The organism is Clostridium sp. LIBA-8841, from assembly GCF_034439435.1.
Classification (GTDB): Bacteria; Bacillota; Clostridia; order Clostridiales; family Clostridiaceae; genus Sarcina.
This window is the reverse complement of the sequence record NZ_JAPCKJ010000001.1, coordinates 585,220-605,212: the sequence shown is the minus strand read 5'-3', so window position 1 is coordinate 605,212 and position 19,993 is coordinate 585,220. Positions and strand designations below refer to the sequence as shown.

15 protein-coding genes are annotated in these 19,993 nt (G+C 27.4%); 12 read left to right on the top strand and 3 right to left on the bottom strand.

Annotation, left to right across the window (positions count from 1 at the left end):
* Positions 1-15 precede the first annotated feature (15 nt).
* The 9 genes from OIF33_RS02455 to OIF33_RS02415 all read left to right on the top strand — a co-directional run bounded on the left by OIF33_RS02455 (position 16) and on the right by OIF33_RS02415 (position 11,066).
* Positions 16-975 (top strand): MraY family glycosyltransferase, encoded by a 960-nt coding sequence (locus tag OIF33_RS02455; protein WP_322502641.1) that lies wholly within the window; start codon positions 16-18, stop codon positions 973-975.
* A gap of 153 nt (positions 976-1,128) precedes the next feature.
* Positions 1,129-1,596, top strand: a complete 468-nt coding sequence (gene def / locus OIF33_RS02450; RefSeq protein WP_322502640.1) for a peptide deformylase — start codon at positions 1,129-1,131, stop codon at positions 1,594-1,596.
* Between the two features lie 140 nt (positions 1,597-1,736).
* Complete coding sequence (rbsK, locus tag OIF33_RS02445) at positions 1,737-2,669, top strand: ribokinase (RefSeq protein ID WP_322502639.1); 933 nt, start codon at positions 1,737-1,739, stop codon at positions 2,667-2,669.
* Positions 2,670-2,671: 2 nt separating this feature from the next.
* The gene (rbsD, locus tag OIF33_RS02440) at positions 2,672-3,067 is read left to right on the top strand and encodes a D-ribose pyranase (RefSeq protein WP_322502638.1); all 396 of its coding nucleotides are present in this window, start codon (positions 2,672-2,674) and stop codon (positions 3,065-3,067) included.
* 84 nt (positions 3,068-3,151) lie between these two features.
* Positions 3,152-4,657 carry a sugar ABC transporter ATP-binding protein gene (locus tag OIF33_RS02435; RefSeq protein ID WP_322502637.1) on the top strand — a complete coding sequence of 502 codons (1,506 nt, stop codon included), beginning with the start codon at positions 3,152-3,154 and terminating at the stop codon, positions 4,655-4,657.
* A gap of 13 nt (positions 4,658-4,670) precedes the next feature.
* The gene (locus OIF33_RS02430; RefSeq protein WP_322502636.1) at positions 4,671-5,606 is read left to right on the top strand and encodes an ABC transporter permease; all 936 of its coding nucleotides are present in this window, start codon (positions 4,671-4,673) and stop codon (positions 5,604-5,606) included.
* Between the two features lie 21 nt (positions 5,607-5,627).
* The gene (gene rbsB / locus OIF33_RS02425) at positions 5,628-6,533 is read left to right on the top strand and encodes a ribose ABC transporter substrate-binding protein RbsB (protein ID WP_322502635.1); all 906 of its coding nucleotides are present in this window, start codon (positions 5,628-5,630) and stop codon (positions 6,531-6,533) included.
* Positions 6,534-6,609: 76 nt separating this feature from the next.
* Positions 6,610-7,611, top strand: coding sequence for a LacI family DNA-binding transcriptional regulator (locus tag OIF33_RS02420; protein WP_322502634.1), 1,002 nt, complete (start codon positions 6,610-6,612; stop codon positions 7,609-7,611).
* Positions 7,612-7,811: 200 nt separating this feature from the next.
* Positions 7,812-11,066 (top strand): SNF2 helicase associated domain-containing protein, encoded by a 3,255-nt coding sequence (locus OIF33_RS02415; RefSeq protein ID WP_322503250.1) that lies wholly within the window; start codon positions 7,812-7,814, stop codon positions 11,064-11,066.
* Between the two features lie 60 nt (positions 11,067-11,126).
* On the opposite strand, the gene OIF33_RS02410 is transcribed toward OIF33_RS02415, so the two are convergent.
* Entirely contained in the window at positions 11,127-13,052 is a 1,926-nt protein-coding gene (locus OIF33_RS02410; protein WP_322502633.1) for an FUSC family protein, read from the bottom strand.
* A gap of 109 nt (positions 13,053-13,161) precedes the next feature.
* Positions 13,162-13,827, bottom strand: coding sequence for a hypothetical protein (locus tag OIF33_RS02405; RefSeq protein ID WP_322502632.1), 666 nt, complete (start codon positions 13,825-13,827; stop codon positions 13,162-13,164).
* Positions 13,828-13,970: 143 nt separating this feature from the next.
* Between OIF33_RS02405 and OIF33_RS02400 the strand changes: the two genes are divergently transcribed.
* Together OIF33_RS02400 and OIF33_RS02395 are read left to right on the top strand one after the other, a co-directional pair.
* A complete protein-coding gene (locus OIF33_RS02400) occupies positions 13,971-15,947 on the top strand; it encodes a hypothetical protein (protein ID WP_322502631.1) in 1,977 nt (658 codons plus the stop codon).
* A gap of 238 nt (positions 15,948-16,185) precedes the next feature.
* Complete coding sequence (locus OIF33_RS02395) at positions 16,186-16,992, top strand: cation diffusion facilitator family transporter (RefSeq protein WP_322502630.1); 807 nt, start codon at positions 16,186-16,188, stop codon at positions 16,990-16,992.
* 38 nt (positions 16,993-17,030) lie between these two features.
* Here OIF33_RS02395 and OIF33_RS02390 read toward each other — a convergent pair whose 3' ends face one another.
* Positions 17,031-17,501 carry a DUF2383 domain-containing protein gene (locus OIF33_RS02390; RefSeq protein WP_322502629.1) on the bottom strand — a complete coding sequence of 157 codons (471 nt, stop codon included), beginning with the start codon at positions 17,499-17,501 and terminating at the stop codon, positions 17,031-17,033.
* 186 nt (positions 17,502-17,687) lie between these two features.
* On the opposite strand from OIF33_RS02390, the gene helD reads away from it, so the two are divergent.
* On the top strand, positions 17,688-19,979 hold the full coding sequence (helD, locus tag OIF33_RS02385; protein WP_322502628.1) for an RNA polymerase recycling motor HelD: 2,292 nt from the start codon (positions 17,688-17,690) through the stop codon (positions 19,977-19,979).
* Positions 19,980-19,993: the final 14 nt, after the last annotated feature.

The following is a 19,993-nucleotide window of genomic DNA, read 5'->3' as shown; positions in this document are numbered from 1 at the left end:
GCAGAGGGAGAAAATATGATTAAGTATTTAATTGTAATGCTTATTCCTTTTATTATAGTATATCTATTAATGCCAAAGTTTATTGACTTTGCTAAGGAAAAAGGTTTTGTTGATAAACCTACAGGAAGAAAAAAACATGATAAATTAACGCCTTTGATAGGTGGGGTTGTTATGTATATAGGATTTTTTGCAACATACCTTTTTGGAATAGATTCTACAAGGCAATTATCAGAAACTTTTACTATATTTATAGCATCTACTCTGGTAATTATAATAGGAGTAATAGACGATTATTATAAAGGAAAAGGCAAAGAGTTTCCAATATACCCTAGGGTTATAATACAAATTTTAGCTGCCACTATGGTTTTTAAAGCTGGAATTGTTTTTAGAGGTATAAGCAATCCATTCACAGGTGAATTTGTCCAATTTTCCACATGGGCTCAATATATTCTTACAATAACATGGATTTTTGGAGTTACAACAGTAATCAACTGGTCTGATGGAATGGATGGATTAGCAGGAAGTATATCTATAATATCAGCTATGACTATGTTCGTCGTTGCTCTTGCAAAGGGACAATTTAATTCTGCATATATGTCAATAACTCTAGTAGGATCAATATTAGCCTTTTTAAGATATAATAGGCATCCAGCACGAGTATTCATGGGAGATTCAGGTGCTAACTTCTTAGGCTTTATTTTAGCTATTATAGCCCTAGAAGGGGCATTTAAACAAGCCACTGTATTATCTATACTAGTACCGGTATTAGCTTTAGGTGTACCTATTTTTGATAATATCTTTGTTATCTTCAGAAGATTTCAATCAGGAAAGCCTGTTTATGAGGCAGATAGAAGCCAAATACATTATAGACTTCAAGAAAAGGGAATGACTGTAAAGCAAATAGTATCATATATATGTATACTGAGTGGATGTTTAAGCTTAGTATCATTGTTAATAGTTATGATAATATTATAGTATTGACTGTCTTTAAAGTATAATAAGTTTAAACTTAGATGCTTTAAAGACAGTCAATAATATTTTATAAGAATATTATATATAATTTACTAGTGAAAATTTTATATTTTTATGATTTAATATACATATAAGAGTGTTGAAAGGAGAAATTAAATGGCTGTTAAAAAAATAGTTCAATTAGGAGATGAAGCTTTAAAAAGAGTTTCAGAGCCTGTTAAAAATGTTAGTGAAGTTAAAGAATTAATTCAAGATTTAAAGGATACATTAGCGACTGTAGAAGGAATAGGTTTAGCTGCACCACAATTAGCAGTTAATAAAAGAGTTGTTTATATAAATTTTCAAGATGGAGAGAATGAATATGTTCTTATAAATCCAGAAGTAATAGGAGTTTCAAAAGAAACTTATGATGATTATGAAGGATGTTTAAGCTATGTAATGCATGAGGGATTAGTTGAAAGACCAAGAGCAGTTAGAATACAAGCTTTAAATGAAAAAGGTGAATTAAAGGTTTATGAAGCTCAAGATCTTCTAGCGAGATGTTTCTTACATGAAATAGATCATCTAGAAGGAATAATGTACGTTGATAGAGCTAAAGAAATGTATGAATTAATAGAAGAATAATTAAATTTTTAGAGTATGGATTTTTTTAAATCTATACTCTTTTTTTATTTTTTTGCAAAAAAGCCTTGATTAACGTTTACAAAAGTATTATTATATAGTTAATCGGTTTAGTGAAACGGTTAACTAAGGAGGGAGCATTAATGAATAAAATATGTGTACTTGGAAGTATTAATATGGATTTAGTTTTAAAGGTTAAAGATATGCCTAAGGTTGGAGAAACTATACTTTCAAAATCATTTCAAAAAATAGCAGGGGGAAAAGGTGCGAATCAAGCAGTAGCAGCTAAAAGAAATGGATCAGAAGTTTTCATGATTTCAAAAATAGGAAAAGATGAAAATGGAAGAGAATTAAGAGATAAATTAATAGAAGATAACATAGATGTTAAATATATTTTTGAAGATGAAACAGAGCCAACAGGAATGGCATTAATAATGGTTAATGATAATGGAAACAACTCAATAATTGTTAATGCAGGTTCAAATATGACATTAACTAAAGAGGAAATAAAAAAAGCAGAAAGCATATTAAAAGAAGTAGATATTATAATATCACAATTTGAAACACCAGAAGATGTAACAATAGAAGCTTTTAAAATAGCTAAAGAGTATGGAAAATTAACAATTTTAAATCCAGCTCCAGCTAAGCAAATAAAAGAAAAATTATTAAAATATACAGATATAATAGTTCCAAATGAAACAGAAGCAGAGCTTTTAACAGGAATTGAAATAAAAGATATAGAAGATGCAAAAAAAGCTGGTGAAATATTCTTAGACAAGGGAGTTAAATTTGTAATAATAACTTTAGGTGAAAAGGGAGCAGCTTTAATAGGAAAAGACTTTTATGAAATAGTTCCAGCATACAAGGTAAATGCAATAGACACTACAGCGGCTGGAGATAGCTTTATTGGAGGATTAAGTTCAAAATTAGATGTTAAGAACTTAGGAAGAGAAACTTTAAGTAAGGCTATAAGATTTGGAAATAAAGTATCATCAATAGCAGTACAAAGAAAAGGTGCTCAACCATCAATACCATTTTTAGAAGAAGTTTTAGAAGTTTATAAGGGAGAAGAGTAATTATGAGAAAAACAAGTTTATTAAATAGTGATATAAGCTCAGTTATATCAAAAATGGGACATACTGATATGTTAGCTATAGGAGATTGTGGACTACCTATACCAAATGAAACTGAGAGAATAGATTTAGCATTAATAAAAGGTGTTCCAGGATTTATGGAGACATTAAAAGCTATATTAGAAGAGTTACAAATAGAAGAAATAGTTCTTGCTAAGGAAACAGAAGAAGTTAGTCCTGAGTTATTTAAAGAAATAAAAGATGTTATAAAAGATACTAAAATAACATTTATATCACATGAGGAGTTAAAAAAGGAATTAAAAGATTGTAAAGCTGTTGTTAGAACAGGAGAACAAACTCCATATGCAAATATAATATTAAAATCAGGGGTTGTTTTTTAAGAATATATAAAGAATATTCTACTTAGTTTTTATATAGGTAGAATATTCTTAGAAAAATACAAAGTATTTTGGGAGGTGTAGTAAATGAGTGAAAGAACACCAATGTTAAAGATGGAAGGTGTATCAAAATCATTTCCAGGAGTTAAGGCTTTAGATAATGTTAGCTTAATGGCTTATGGGGGAGAAGTTACTGCTCTTATGGGAGAAAATGGTGCAGGAAAATCAACCTTAATGAAAATATTAAGTGGAGTTTATAAAAAAGATGAAGGAAAAATCTTTATAGAAGGAAGAGAAATAGAAGTAAAGGGAATTAAGTCAGCTGAAGAAGCTGGAATAACAATAATTCACCAAGAGCTTAGTGTTTTAAATAACTTAACTGTTTCAGAAAATATATTTTTAGGAAATGAAAAACATAATAAGTTTACTGGAAGAATAAATAAAAAATTATTAGATGAAAGAAGTAGAATGTTCTTAGAACAAATAGGCTGTGATATAAATCCAAATAGACTTGTTGGTACCCTTAATGTAGGAGAAAAGCAAATGTTAGAAATAGCTAAGGCTTTAACCAAGAATGCTAGAATAATTATTATGGATGAGCCAACCACAGCATTAACTGATGTAGAGACTGAAAACCTTTTTAAGGTAATAGAAAACTTAAGAAAAAAAGGAATCGCAATAATATACATATCACATAGAATGGAAGAAATATTTAAAATTTGCCACAGAGTAGAAGTGCTAAGAGATGGTAAGTATGCAGGAAGTGCAAACATAAAAGACATAGATAATGACAAGCTTATATCAATGATGGTTGGAAGAACAATAGAAGACCAATTTCCATATAGGGTAGTTGAAAAGGGTGATTTAGCCTTAGAAGTCAAAGATCTTAGCTGTAAGGAAGGCGTAAAGAATGCCTCATTTACTTTAAGAAAAGGTGAAATATTAGGAGTTGCAGGTCTTATGGGATCAGGAAGAACAGAGCTTGCAAAAACGATATTTGGAGAGTACAAAAAGACAAGTGGTGAAATTGAATTAAATGGAAGTCACATTAACATAGGATGTATAGATGATGCAATCAGTAAAGGAATATGTTATCTTTCTGAAGATAGAAAGAAAGAAGGCTGTATTTTAGGAATGCCTGTTGGAGAAAACATGACTTTATGTAATTTAAAAAAATATGAAAATAATTTTAAAGTCATAAACAAAAAAGAAGAAACTAAGGACATAGAATATTATATTAAAAAAATAAATATTAAAACTCCAAGTAAAGATCAGATTATTAAAAACTTAAGTGGAGGTAATCAACAAAAAGTTATACTTGCAAAATGGCTTATGTTATCACCGGAGGTATTAATAATTGATGAACCTACTAGAGGAATAGACGTTGGAGCTAAGAAAGAAATTTATGAGCTTCTAAATGAGCTTAAAGCTAGTGGAAAAGCAATAATAATGATTTCTTCAGATTTACCTGAAGTATTAGGAATTAGCGACAGAATTATGGTTATGAGTGAAGGAAGAATCTCTGGAGAATTAAGTAGAGAAGAAGCAAATCAAGAAAGTATAATGAAATTAGCTGTTGGAATAAACAATTAGGGAGGATTACATAATGAAAGCGAATGTTAAAGCAAATATATCTAAATATAAATCTCTTATAGGACTAGTATTATTATGTATAGTTATTACTATAGTTACTCCAAACTTTTTAAGTGTGTCTAATATAACTAACGTATTTACGCAGGTTTCAGTTAATGCAATCATAGCAATTGGTATGACTTTTGTAATATTAACAGGTGGAATAGATTTATCAGTTGGATCTACTTTAGCTATTAGTGGTGCTGTTGGAGCATCTATTGTTAAGTCAACTGGAAACGTATTCTTAGCAATTATAGTAGCTGCTGTTATAGGTATAGTAGTAGGATTAATAAATGGTTTATTAGTATCAAAAGGAAAACTACAAGCATTCATAGTTACTTTAGCCACAATGACAATATTTAGAGGAGCTACTTTAGTATTTACAGATGGTACTCCAATATCAAAATTACCTGAAGCATTTGTTAAAATAGGAAATGGTAAAATAGGATTTATGCCAATACCAGTCATAATAACTGTAATAATAGCAATCATAGCAGTATATGCTTTATCACAAACAAGATTTGGAAGATATTTATATGCCTTAGGTGGAAATGAAGATGCTTCAAGATTATCAGGAATAAATACAGATAAAATAAAAACTTTAGTTTATGTAGTATCAGGTTTTGCTTCTGCCATTGCAGGTGTAATTATAACAAGTAGAATAGGATCTGCTTCACCTAATGCAGGAACAGGATTTGAATTAGATGCTATCGCTGCAGTAGTAATAGGAGGAACTTCTTTAGCAGGTGGAGAAGGAACAATCACAGGTACTTTAATAGGTGCACTTATTATAGGAGTACTTAACAATGGATTAAACCTTATGAATGTATCACCATTCTATCAATCAATAGTAAAAGGGTTAGTTATATTAATAGCAGTACTTTTAGACAAGAAGAGCAGAAAAAATTAAGAAGCTTAAGAGGTGAGTTTTATGCGTATAAATAAAAAAATATTCTCAGTTGGGTTAATACTCATGATGCTTATGACTTCATTTATGGGATGTTCAAGGGATAATAAGCCTAAAATAGGTATGGTTGTATCAACTCTTAATAACCCATTCTTCGTAAATATGAAAGATGGAGCAGAAAAAGAGGCAGAAAAGTTAGGTTATGATTTAGTAGTCTTAGATTCTCAAAATGATCCAGCGAAAGAAAGAGCTAATGTAGAGGATTTAGTACAATTAGGTGTTGTTGCACTATTAATAAATCCTACAGATAGTGATGCTGTAGTTAAAACAGTTGAGGTTGCAAATAAAAGTAATATTCCAGTTATAACATTAGATAGACAAGCTAATGGAGGAAAGATAACAAGTCACATAGCTTCAGATAATATAAAAGGTGGAGAGATGGCTGCTGAGTATGTATTAGATAAGTTTAAAGATGAAAAGGGTCCAATAAATGTAGTTGAGATACAAGGTATTCCAGGAGCATCAGCTACTAGAGATAGGGGAGAAGGATTCCATAATATAATGGACAAAAATGATAAATTCAACTTTGTTTCAATACAAGCAGCAGACTTTGATAGACAAAAGGGACTTCAAGTTATGGAAAATATAATTCAAGCAAATCCTAATATACAAGTTGTATTTGCTCACAATGATGAAATGGCTTTAGGAGCTGTTAAGGCCATTAAAGCTAGTGGATTAAATGCAATGGTAATAGGCTTTGATGGGAATGATGATGCCAAAGATTCTATAGATGCAAGTGAAATGACAGCAACAATAGCACAACAACCAGATTTAATTGGAGCACTAGGTGTAGATTTAGCAAATAAAATATATCATGGTGAAAGTGTTAAGGATAAAATAGCGGCAGATCTTAAGGTCTATACTAAATAATTAGGGTACAGCTAGGGATAATATGGTATAATTACTGTTGTTATAAAACGAAGCGGACAAGAGGTGTTGCGATAAAATGGGAAAAACTACATTATTAGACATAGCTAAAGCAGTAAATGTATCAAAGACTACTGTATCAATGGTTCTAAATAATAAAGAAATAAATGTTTCTAAAGAGACTAGAGAAAGAATATTTAAAGCAGCGAAAGATATGAATTACATACCAAATTCATTAGCAAGAAGTTTAAGTACTAAAAAGAGCTATACTTTAGGTATGATAATACCAGATATCCAAAACCCATTCTTCTCAGAAATGGCAAAAGCCATAGAAATTGAAAGTGAAAAGCATGGCTATAGCATTATTTTATGCAATACTCTTAATGAAAAAAAGAAGGAAGAGGAATATTTAAAGCTCTTAATAAGTAAGTTGGTAGACGGTGTAATAATAGCAGCTTGTGGAGAAGGTAAAGAATGGATTAAAATTCTAAAAAATAATAAAATTCCTTTTGTAATGATAGATAGAATAATTTCAGATGAAAAAAATGTAAATGGAGTATTTTGTGATAACAAAAAAGGTGTTGAATTAGGGGTTAATTACTTAGTTAACAAAGGAAAAGAGAAAATTGCTTTTGTTACAGGTAAATCTAACTTAGAAATAGCTAAATTGAGACTAGAAAGTTTCAAAAACACAGCAAAAAATTTAGGAATATTTAGTGAAGCTTTAATAGAAGAGGAAGATTTTTCTATGGAAGGCGGAATAAAAGCTACAGAAAGAATAGTCAAAAATAATAATAAAGTTGACGCAATATTTTATAGTAGTGATGTTATGGCAATTGGAGGTATGAAATATTTAATAAGAAACGGCTACAAAATACCTGAGGATATAAGTATTTTAGGATATGATAATATCAATATATGTTCTTATATGGAGCCAGAATTAACTACTATAGCACAACCTATTTATAAAATTGGAGAATATTCATGTAAGTTGCTTATGGATTTAGTAAATAACAAATCTTTAAAGAGCAAAATAATAAATTTGGAACCCTCTTTAGTAGAAAGAGGAACAGTAGAATAATCATATAAAAATATCAGATGTAAATACTACATCTGATATTTTTGTTTTGTCTTTCAGAATTTTTAAAATTGGGAGATTTTAGAGTGAAAACTACAAAAAAATAAATTTAATATAAAAAAGTAAAGTTCAGTTAATTTTTCAGTAAAAATAACTTTATGTTATAATGAGAAGATATGAAGCACGTAAATAGAGGAGTAACTATGTTAGTTGAAGATTTATTGTTACAGAGATTTAAGGAAGAAACTACAGGAAGAAATTATAACAAAGGGCAAAGAGTTATTAATAATGATCTAGTAGAATCCATAAAAATAGAGGATGAGCAAGAGCTAATAGCTGTTAATGGAATAGTAATTTCAGAGCAATTATTTAGTAAATATAATACTAAATTAGAGATAGATATTAGAACGAAGGGGATATTATCAACATATTGCACTTGTACTGATTATGAAAAGCATGAATTTAGTAAGGAAAATTACTGTTGTAAGCATTTAGTAGCAACTTTTTATAAAGCTTTAGGTGATTTAGCTAATAAGAAAGAATTTAAAGAAAATAAAAACTTATTTTGCAAAAAGAGTGAAAATAAAATTTTAGACTTAATTCTTCAAGAAGAAATGGAGAAGGAAGAACTGAAAATAGAGGTATATATAAATAAAAATGAGTGGAGCAATAGTATATTAGCTGAATTTAAAATAGGAACTAAATCAATGAGTTCAAATAAGCTTTATATATTAAAAGATATTGAGCAGTTCTTAGTATCATATTATAATAAAATACCTATTAGATACAGTAAGGTTTTTACTTTTGACATAAGGGAGCAGAGGTTAAGTCCTAAGGATAAGGAATTAATAGAGTTTATAGAGACTTTAAAAGAAATAGAAAAACCAATAAAAAGCTTTTTAAGAAATAGAGATACATTTATAGATGGCAAAAGTATAAAAATACCTAATTATTTAGTAAGAGATTTTTTTTGTATAATAAAAAATCACAGAGTTTATTTAAATGAAGGATTCTTTTATAGAGCAGTCGAGGGAGAAGTACTTTTTGAAGAGGTACCAATAGATTTTTCTTTAAAAGATTCAAAAAATAATTTTGAATTAAGTTCTCCAAATGGTATGCCTAAGGTTTTAGGAGATAGAGCTGACGTTTTTCTATATGGAACTAATATATATATTCCTAAAAAAGAGTTTTGCTATAAGATAAAAAACTATTTAGATGTTTTTTCAGAGGGAAAGATTATTAATATTGATAAATATGAGGAAGAAAGAGTCTTTAGAAAGCTAATTCCTTCTTTAAGAGATTTAACTGATAATGTATTCCTTTCAAAAAATATAATGAATAAGACGGTGCTAGAGCCAGTAAAATTTAACTTTTATTTTGATAAAGAAGGAAAAGAAATAACTTTAACTTTAAAAGTAAAATACGGAGCTTATGAATTTAATATATTTGATGATTGTAAGGAAAAAATAATTTATAGAGATATAAAAAAAGAAAAAGAAGTTCTTGCTTTAATTGAAAGATTTAGTTTTGAGGAGATAAATAAAAAGTTTTATTTCTACTTAGGAGATGAATACATATTTAGCTTTTTTAAACATGATATATGTAAATTGCAAGAGTATGGAGAAGTTTACTATTCTGAAAACTTTAAGGGAATCAAAAGCTTAGGAAGTAAAGGTATAAAGGGAGATATTAAACCAGGAAGATATAATTACTTTGAGTTCGATTTTAAAATAGGGGATATACCTAGTGAAGAAACAAAAGGAATACTTAAAGCCTTTAGAGATAATTTAAAATTCTATAAGCTTAAAAGTGGAGAATTCCTTGATTTAGAAGAGTTAGAATTAAAACAGTTTTTAAAACTTGTGGATTCACTTGATATAGATTCTTTAAATAATAATAGTTTAGAGGTTAGTAATAACAGAGCTTTATTTATAGCCAACTACATAGAAGAACAAGGAATTAGATATATAAAGGGGAAAAAGAAATTAAATGAAATAAAAAGTAAATTTAAAAATATAAACAAACTTTCTTTTGAGGTTCCAAAGGAACTTAATGCCGAACTTAGAGAATATCAAAAGTTTGGATATAATTGGCTCAAAACTTTAGAACATCTAGGGTTAGGGGGAATACTTGGAGATGAAATGGGACTTGGTAAAACTCTTCAAGCCATTACATTTATCCTTTCTAATAAGGGAAAGAAAACACTAATAGTTGCTCCAACTTCATTGATATATAACTGGAAAGAGGAGTTTACAAAGTTTGCACCTAATTTAGTTGTAGAAGTATTGAATGAAAGTAAGGATAAAAGAGAAGAAATTTTAGAAGATATAAGCAATAAAGATGTTATTATAACTACTTATAATCTACTAAAGAGAGACTTAGAGGAATATAAAAAAATAAATTTTGATTATTGTTTTATTGATGAGGCACAAGCAATTAAAAATCCAGATTCTCAAAATTCAGAAGCGGTTAAAGAAGTGAATGCTGAATATAAATTTGCTTTAACTGGAACTCCTATGGAGAATTCTCTTATGGAACTTTGGTCAATTTTTGATTTTATAATGCCAGGATATCTTTATGATAGAAAGAGATTTACCGTTAGATATTATAAGAAATTAAATGAAAGTAAAGAAGTTTTAGAGGAAATACATGCTCTTATAAAACCATTTATATTAAGAAGAAAAAAGAAAGATGTTATAAAAGAATTACCAGATAAGATTGAAAAGATGCAGTTAGTTGACTTAGGTGAAGAGCAGAAAAAAGTATATTCCATATATGCTAACAATGCTTTATCAATTATGGAGAAGAAACAAGATGCAGAGGAATTCAATAAAAGCAAGATAGAAATATTATCTTATATAACTAAACTTAGACAGTTAGCCTTAGATCCAGCTGTAACAATAAATGATTATGTGGGAGAAAGTGCGAAAATAGAGGCTTTAATAGAAATATTAAATCAGGGAATAGAAGGAGGACATAAGATACTTGTTTTTTCACAATTTACCTCTGTCTTAAAGAATATAAGTAGAAGACTTGAAGATGAAAAAATTTCTTTTAGCTATTTAGATGGAAGTGTTTCACCTAAAAAGAGAGTTAATATGGTTAATGATTTTAATAAGGGTGAAAACTCAGTGTTTTTAATAAGTTTAAAAGCAGGAGGAACTGGGTTAAACCTAACTTCAGCAGATATTGTAATTCATTTTGATCCTTGGTGGAACCCTGCTGTAGAAGAACAAGCTACAGATAGAGCACACAGAATAGGGCAAAAGAATGTGGTAGAAGTTATAAAACTAATAGCCAAGGGAACTATTGAAGAAAAAGTAATAGCTCTTCAAGAAGAGAAAAAGACTTTAATTTCTAAGGTTATTGAAGAAGGAGAGCTATCAGTAGGAAATGCCTTTAACACATTAAGTGAAGAAGAGGTAATGAATTTATTTAAAGTAGATTATTTAGTGTAAATTTAAATAAAAGCTATATGAAGATTTTCATATAGCTTTTATTATTATTGAGAATATAAATTATAATATTAAACCATTAGAAGATGGAGTATAGTTTATTTTTCTTAGATAAGGACAATTTATGAGAGAATCAAGTGTGTTATTTAAAAGGGTTATTATATCTATTAAAGAAGCCTTTTCTTTAAGTAAATTTTGTAATTGGTTTTGAAATTTTATTAACTCGTCTTTGTTGACTTCACATACTAATCCTAAGTCTTTTTTTAGTAATGTGTAATAGGTTAAAGATGCTGTTAAATTTTGAGTTAATGAAATTAATCTAGAAATATTAGCATTATCTTTTTGAATATTTCTAAGAGAAAGCTTATTACACATAAGATTTATATGGATGGTTAAATTTATTATTCCTTCTTCATTTTTAGAAGGATTTTTTATTAATTCCTCAGCTAAGATATTTAAATATCTCATTAGCTTGAAACTTAACTCTTTAATTCCATGATCTAGTTTATAAGGAAATAAAAATTTATTAGCTAAAAAAGTTATTACTATACCTAAAACTAAATAGAAAACTCTAAAAAATGCCAAATTATTTACTTCATAGCTTAAAGAAGCCATACAAATAGCTGATATAGCAGTAAATAATGATAGTTTATAATAACTTTTGAAAGCATAGGTTAAATATAAACTTGTACTTAAAACAATGATATAAACTGCTTGACTTTGAAATAAGTTTAAAATAATGGTTATAAGAATAATTGCCAAGAGGTTTCCTTTAAATCTATCTTTACTTTTGTTTAATGTTTCCTCATAATAAGGCTGCATTATGGACATTATTGTAATTCCAAGCCAACTCATTTTAGCAAGATTAAATAAAGAGCTAAGCAATAAGACAATGGTTAATGTCAATGAAATTCTTAAGGCAAAGTTAAATTTGATTGTTCCAAAATGTAATGAATCTTTAAATTTAAATTGATTTTTATCAGTGTTTTTCCAAGGCGTATAGGATTTATATCCTTCAGTTTCTTCAAGAGTATTCATATCAGCTAGGTATAAATAAAGATTATTAACTGAAGTAGATATATCATGAATAAATGTAAATTGATCTGGTAAATTTTCATGAAATCTATTTAATTTATCAAGTTGTTTATCTATTTCATAATAAGAGATTTCATCATTTAAATATGATTTTATAATTAATAAAGATCTCTTTAATTCTTTTAAAAAAGATTTTATTATTGGGCTGTTATAGTTCATCTTATAATAAAGAATGCTTAAATTAGCCAGATCTAAATTTAAGTTCTCTAATATTATATATATTTTAAATTGAATGCTACCTAGGTTATTGGTTAATGTTTTTCTTCTTCTAGTTGTATAAAGATTATAACAGATATTGTTCATTTCTTTAGAAATAGATTTTTGCAAGTCTAAATTATAATTTTTTGAAAGAATGTTATCAATTTGACCGTCTAATAAAAGGATTGATTTGCTTATGCTTTCTTTTATTAGGGATTTATAGCTCAATTTATTTATAAATAAGTGAAATATTATTATTAAGCTAAAACCAAACAGCATAGATAATAATCTTTTTGGAAGGCTTTGAAAATCTATTCTATAGAAATAAGTAAATATATATAACATTAAGAATGGCTTATAAAGTAAAGGAGTATAGCTGACTGAAAATTTATAAGCAATGAAAAATATAGTGAAAAAATTAATTATAATTCCTAATATGAAGTTGCTTGAAGCTAAAAAGGATAAAATAACTAAAGATGAATATATAAATATAAGTTGAATAGTTTTTTCTACAGGATTTATTTTGAAATTTTCTTTCAAAAGAATTGATGAAGTTAATGCTATGGGATAGGCTAATATTGCATTATTAATTCCAAAAAATATCCAAGAGATTAAAAATGTTAAAAAAGCAATAGAACCTTCACGTTTCATTGAGTCTATATCTAAGTTGAATTTTTTAATAGCTTTATCAATCATATAATCACCTAAAATAAATATATAGTAAATTTATTATTCCACTTAATATATAAATTTATGTTTAAACAATAAAAAAGCTCTAACTATTTTAAAGTTAGAACTTTTTTTATTAATTCACATTTGGAAAAATTGCACTAAATAAAGGCACTGCTCCATTAAATACAATTATTATTTTATCATTTTCAACTGTTATAGATTTTATCTGAAGATATTTTATTATGTCCTTAAAAGAAAGGATGATATCTCCATTATTTTTATCAAAGGAAAGTAAGGAATTGTCTTTTAGATTTTCAAAAATAGCATCTTTAGGAATATCTATAAATCCAATTTTTCCTTCTTTATAATGAAATATTCCTTTACCATCATTACTTTGAGCTGTGAAGGTAAGTTTGCCTTGGAAAGGGATATTTTTATAATTTACATCTATATATACATTAATATCATTATTTTCTATATCTACTTTTAATCCAGTAAGTTGTTTTATTGCATTAGGTTCTTCTCTTAAAGCTAATATAAATAAATCTGTTAGTTCAGAATCGGAGAATTCAGTCGTTGATTCAACATTTATTTCTTTTAAGGAAAAATCTACATTATTAGGAAGAAACTTTTTTATCAAATTCCAATTATCAAGCTCTATGGTAGAATCTATTGGAGTTACGGCTACTTTAGGAGCAAAGTAGGAATTATAAACTATTTTTACACCTATAAAAGATGCTATTATAAGAATTAATAATGATAACGAAACTATTAAAAGCCTCTTTTTATTTTTAGTCATGAAACTTATCTCCAATCTATAAGGTTTTATTAATTCAATTATAAACTAAATTGAGTTGAATTTCACTTATTTTTATATGAAGTAACAGATAAGAACACTTAAGATAAACTATTATTATAGTGTAGATATCTATGGAGGTTATTATGAATTTTAGTAAATATGATAAAATCATAGATTATGATAAGGGCGATCTTACTGGTAATGGAATTGAAGAAGAGGTTTATATTGTATCATGTTTAGGAAAAGTTTGTGAGCAAAATAATTTTTTAGTAGTTTATGAAAAGAAAACAGGAAATATTTATGAGTTTCCACTTGAAAAAGATCATTATAAATTTGAGATTCAGTTAATAAGTTTTAGAGACCGTAGAAAAAAAGAAATATTTTTAAGAAACATTGGTGAAAGTTTCGGTGGATATGTTAAGTGCCAGGTATTTTCTTTTGAAAATAATCAGATTGTAGAACTCTTTAATAGTAATACATTTTATAAAGAAAATAAGGTAATGGCTCTTTATAAAGATAATTATGAGTTGCAAGTATTAAATTATGAAAGAAATAAGAAATATTTTGTTGTAGTAAGAGAAAATTATAAGTATTATTTAGACTTTGTTTATGATGATTCCGGTAAAGTTAAACCTGGAAGAGAAAAAGCTAATATAAGTAGAGTGTGGGAATGTTATCCTTTTTACCCAATGGGAAATGGAGTTGCAAGCATAAGTGTATTACAAAAAATATTAGGGCAGTCTGATACAGATATTATATGTTTGGTTCAAAGTGTAATTAGTTATAGAGATAAGGAGTTTAAATTAGTAGACCAAACTGTTAATTTAAAGGGAAATTTTATAAATCAGAATTATAGAAATAAGGAGATTTGTATAGAAGAAGGTTGCTTTAATATATTAACTGGAATTTCTGAAGAGGATCCTAAAATAAAGGAAGTTATAAAAAAGGAATTAAATTTTGAAAAAGATAACTTCAAATATGTGAGATATAATGTGGATTTAAATGATGATGGAACTAATGAAATATTCATATATTTAAAAGATTGGTATTTTTGTAATATTAATGGGTGCAAGGCTTTGGTTTTAAAAGAGGATAATGGAGAATTTAAAGTTATAGGAAATTTTAGTAGTGTAGCACATCCAATAATAATTTCAAATAAAAAAACTAATGGATATAAAGACTTAATATTATATATTTCAGGATTGGGGATAGAAGATGGGTATAGAATAGCAAAATTTAACGGAGAAGAATATCAGGAAAATATATTTTTGGAAAAAGTAATATCAATTGATGAAATAAAAAAGGAAAATATACATGGAGTTTTATTAGAGGGGTACTATGGCGATAATAAGGGAGAAGTTATAATTGATACAAAGATAAAAAGGCTAGATTTAGTGGAAATAGTAAAAAGATTTATAAATAAGGATAGTGAAATATTATTTGCTAATGAGGTTGATATAAATAATGATGGAAATAAGGAAATTATTGCAGGATATAGATATGCTAAAGGATTATATTTAATTATTCTTGAAGAAATTAAGGGTGAATGGGGATTATTAGAAATTCTAAAAGGACATGGTTATAATGTAAATAAAATAATTATAGCACCTCTAGAGGATAAAAATAGATACATTATAGTGGTGTGGGAGCTTTCAGATATATGGAAAACTTTAGATATATATTCTCAAGATAAATATGGTATATATAATTATCTAACATTAGATAAGCCATTTAATGATTTATATGTAGAAGATATTAACGATGATGGTATTTTTGAAGTGATTATTTGGAGTAGGGATAGTGGAGAGGCATATAAATTAGAAATATATAGTGTTAAAAATAATAATTTAATAAAAGCAAGAGATCTCTATGAAAAATATTTTGAGAATTTAGTTAAATATTATAGTGGATTAGTAGATAAAAATCCAACATCGTCTATATATTGGTACTATTTAGCTAATTCACAGTTTATTACGGAAAAATTAGAAGATGCTTTAAAGTCAATAAATATGGATTTAAGTTTTCAATATGTCTATCCTTCAAAAGAAGAGGCTTTGTTATTAAAGGAAAAAATTGAAACAAAGTTAAAAAAAGAAAAAATCAGTAGAAGTTTAAGGTAAAATAGTGATTAAAATGTTTTATATTAAATTAAAAATAATCTTAAAATAATATATTAGTGCCTTTTATATAACTTATTAGTGAGTGAATTTTACTTTAAAAAATCATAAAATAATCTTAGAAGACTTATTTTGAGGTGAATTTATGAAGAATGAAAGTTATTTATTAAAAATATCGGCATTAGGAGCATTATTTTTTGCAGTATTAGGAATTGCATGGGGATGAACTGTAAAGTCAGAAATGATTTTGTTTGATGGGTTATATTCTTTAGGTAGTGTAATTTTATCAATATTATCGGTATTAGGAATTATATATATAAACAAAAAGGATTATGAAAAATATCCTTTCGGGAAAAGAATGATAGAGCCTTTGATAGTTATAATTAAATCTTTAGCAATATTTATTATGTGTATGTATTCTCTTACTGGAGCAATTAAAGATTTATTAAATGGTGGAAATGAGGTTCAATATGGGTATGCATTAATATATGCCATAATATCAACTTTAGGATGTGGAATTGCATATATATTCTTAAAAAGAAAAGGGAAGACAACAAATTCAAGTTTATTAACAGTGGAAAGTAACCAATGGCTTATGGACACTCTTTTAAGTATGGGTGTTTTAATAGGATTTTTAATAGCAAACATACTTCAATATACAGAACTTGTTTGGTTTACTAAATACTTAGATCCATTAATGGTTATTATGTGTTCATCAATATTTATAAAAATGCCAGTAAAAGCATTTATAGATGGACTTAAAGAGCTTCTAGAATTTAAAGCTGATGATAGCATAACTTCAGAAATTAGTCAGCTTGTAAAAGGAATAGAGGAAGAGTATAGGTTTGAAGAAGCCATTACAAGAGTTTCAAAAACTGGAAGAGATTTAAGGATAGAAATAGATTTTATATATAATGAAGAATCTAATATTAAGGCCTTAGATGAAATGGATACATTAAGAGAGGAAATATTTAATTCGTTGAATCACATAGCTTATGAAAAATGGCTAAATGTATCTTTTACAAAGGATAAAAAGTGGGCTATGTAAAGTGGTGCGTATTTATATTAATACGCACCTATTTTATTTTAGAAGAAATTAGCTTGATGAGGACTTGAATACTCATTTAACTTTTTACTAAGCTCTTCATTTTCTTTTATCATGTTTTTTATTAGATTAATAGAATGTGAATCTAATTCTTTTTCTTTATCTTGTAGTAATTTTTGAAACATGATTATTCCTGATTTAGAAGCTTTTATACTTTCTTTAAGAATTTCACTGTCCGTATCAGCAGTAAGAGTTTTTATGTTGTAGAGAGCCTCAGAAACCTTACCTACTATACCGGTACTAGATGCTGGAGAGCCACCAAATGATGAAATTTTAGCAGAAATTTCAGTGGCTTCTTTTTGGTATACGTTTATAACATCTCTAAGTAAATTTTTAAGTTCATTAGATGTACACTTCTTGGAGTAGTGATCAAAAATATCTATACCCATATAAAGTCCTTTGAGACTATCATTTAGAGCTTCGCTTGGAGTTCTATCTGTAACTTTTTCCATGAATATCACCTCCCTAGTATTTTGTCCTTTTATCAAAAAATAATGTTATTATAAATAATCTTTCTTTTTATTTATAATTTTTATTATAAAATTTGTATAGTTACACTTAAGATAGTATAATTAAATTCATTGATGATTTTTATGGAAAAAATTTAATAAAGTTACTTAGTGAAGGAGGTATTTATTATGAGCGATAATAGGGTTTTAAGTTATGAAAGAGAAGCACTTTCACAAACTAAAACATGGATTGCAAGTGAACAAGAAAGATTGAAAAATGAAAAATCTAAAACAGATGAAAAACTAGATGCTTTAAATAAAAAATCTAAAGGAGCATATGATCCTGAAATAGAAATAATTAAGAAATCTGTTGATTTTTTATCAAAGGAGTTAGATAAATTTAACGAAGCTTATGATAAGCCATACTTTGCAAGAATTGATTTTAGAGAATATAGAAAAGATTTTGAAAGTTTTTATATAGGTAAATGTGGTCTTGGAGATATTATGGAAGGGGAAGAGAAGGTAATAGATTGGAGAGCACCTTTAGCAGACCTTTATTATAGTGGAACGCAAGGAAAAGCGTACTATAGAGCACCTATGGGGGTAATTGAGGGAGAGCTTAGTTTAAAGAGAAAATTCCTTTTTGATGATGACCATAATCTTAAAGAATGTTTTGATGAAGGAATAAATGAAATAATCTTAAAATCTGGTCTTAATGAAGAGGGCGATGGTTTAATAGATGAATTCCTTAGAATAAACCTAGAAAATAGTACAGGAACAAAGTTAAAAGATGTGGTAGCTACAATACAAAAAGAGCAAAATGATATAATAAGAGCGCCTAAAAATTTCCCTTTAATAATACAGGGGTCAGCAGGTTCGGGTAAAACTACTGTAGCTCTTCATAGATTGGCATATCTTCTGTACAGATATAAAGGAAATATAACAGGCGAGGACATATTAGTTATAGCACCAAACAAAATATTCTTAGACTATATTTCAGAGGTATTACCTAATCTTGGTGTTGAAAAGGTTGAACAGAAGACTTTTGAAGAATTAGCTTTAAAGAAGCTAGGGATAAAAGGAAAAGTCATAACTAAAGATAAAAAATTAGTAGAAATTTTAGAGAACGATTTAGAGAAAAATAAATACATAATGAGTGATAGTAAAATAAAAGGTTCTATACTTTTTAAAGAAATGTTAGATAGATATATTCAAGTTCTTGAAAGAGAAGACAGTAATATAGATAATATAAGAGTTTGCGGTTACTCAATTTTTGATTCTAAAGAAATCAAGAGATTGTTTTTAAAGGATTTAATAAAGTATCCTGTAAATAAGAGAAAAGATGAAATAAAAAATTATTTTTCTAAAAAATTAGGAGAAAAGATAAGTAAGGTTTTAGATAAAGTTGATTTCCAATACGAATATAGAATAGCTAGACTTAAAAAGGAAATGGAAGATTCTAAAGAGAGAAGACAAAAGCTTATTGAGCTTTATGACGAGAGAGATAATCATAAAAAAGAGATAAAGAAATCAGCAAAAAAAGAGTTTAATGAATATTTCAACCAATGGAAAGGTATAGACACAACTAATGTTTATAGAACTTTATTTGAAAATAAAGAGATTTTTGATGAAATAACTGCAGGAAAAATTCCAGAAAAGTTAGCTGTATATATGAGAGAGAATTTGGCTAATAATATAGATAAAAAAATAATAGATGCAGATGATTTAGCTGCTATGCTTTATTTAAAATTTAGAATAGAAGGAATTGAAGAAAGTAGTCTGTTAAAACACATAGTAATTGATGAAGCACAAGATTATTCTATGCTACAATTATATGTTATGTCTATGATGGTTTCAGGAAATTCACTAACCATAGTTGGAGATATTGGTCAAGGAATATATTCTTTTAAGGGTATTAATGACTGGAGAGAAGCTATTAAATTAGTATATGATGGAAATGCAGAATATAAGCATCTAAGTCAAAGTTATAGAAGTACAGTTGAAATAATAAACTATGCTAATAAGGTTTTAGTTAAACAAAAAACTTATGAAAAACCAGCAAAACCAGTTTTAAGACATGGAATGGTTCCAGAAGAAATATCATTTACTAATGCAAAAGATTTTTGTGAAAGTTTAGATAAGATAGTTGAAAAAATAAAGAGTGAAGGAAAAAATTCAATAGCTATAGTTGGAAAAACTCTTGGTGAATGTAAAAAAATAAAAACTGCGATTAAAAAATATTCCAAGTATGACTTTGAACTAATTAAGGATGATCAAAATGAATTTGATTTGAATTTAATAATTATACCGGCATATCTTACTAAAGGGTTAGAATTTGATTGCACTATAGTTTATAATTTAAGTAAAGAAAATTATAATGATAATGAAATAGATAAAAAACTTTTATATGTTGTTTTAACTAGAGCATTACATTATGAATATATATATTATAAAGATGAAAAATCACCTTTAATAGGCTGATTTAGGAGGATTAG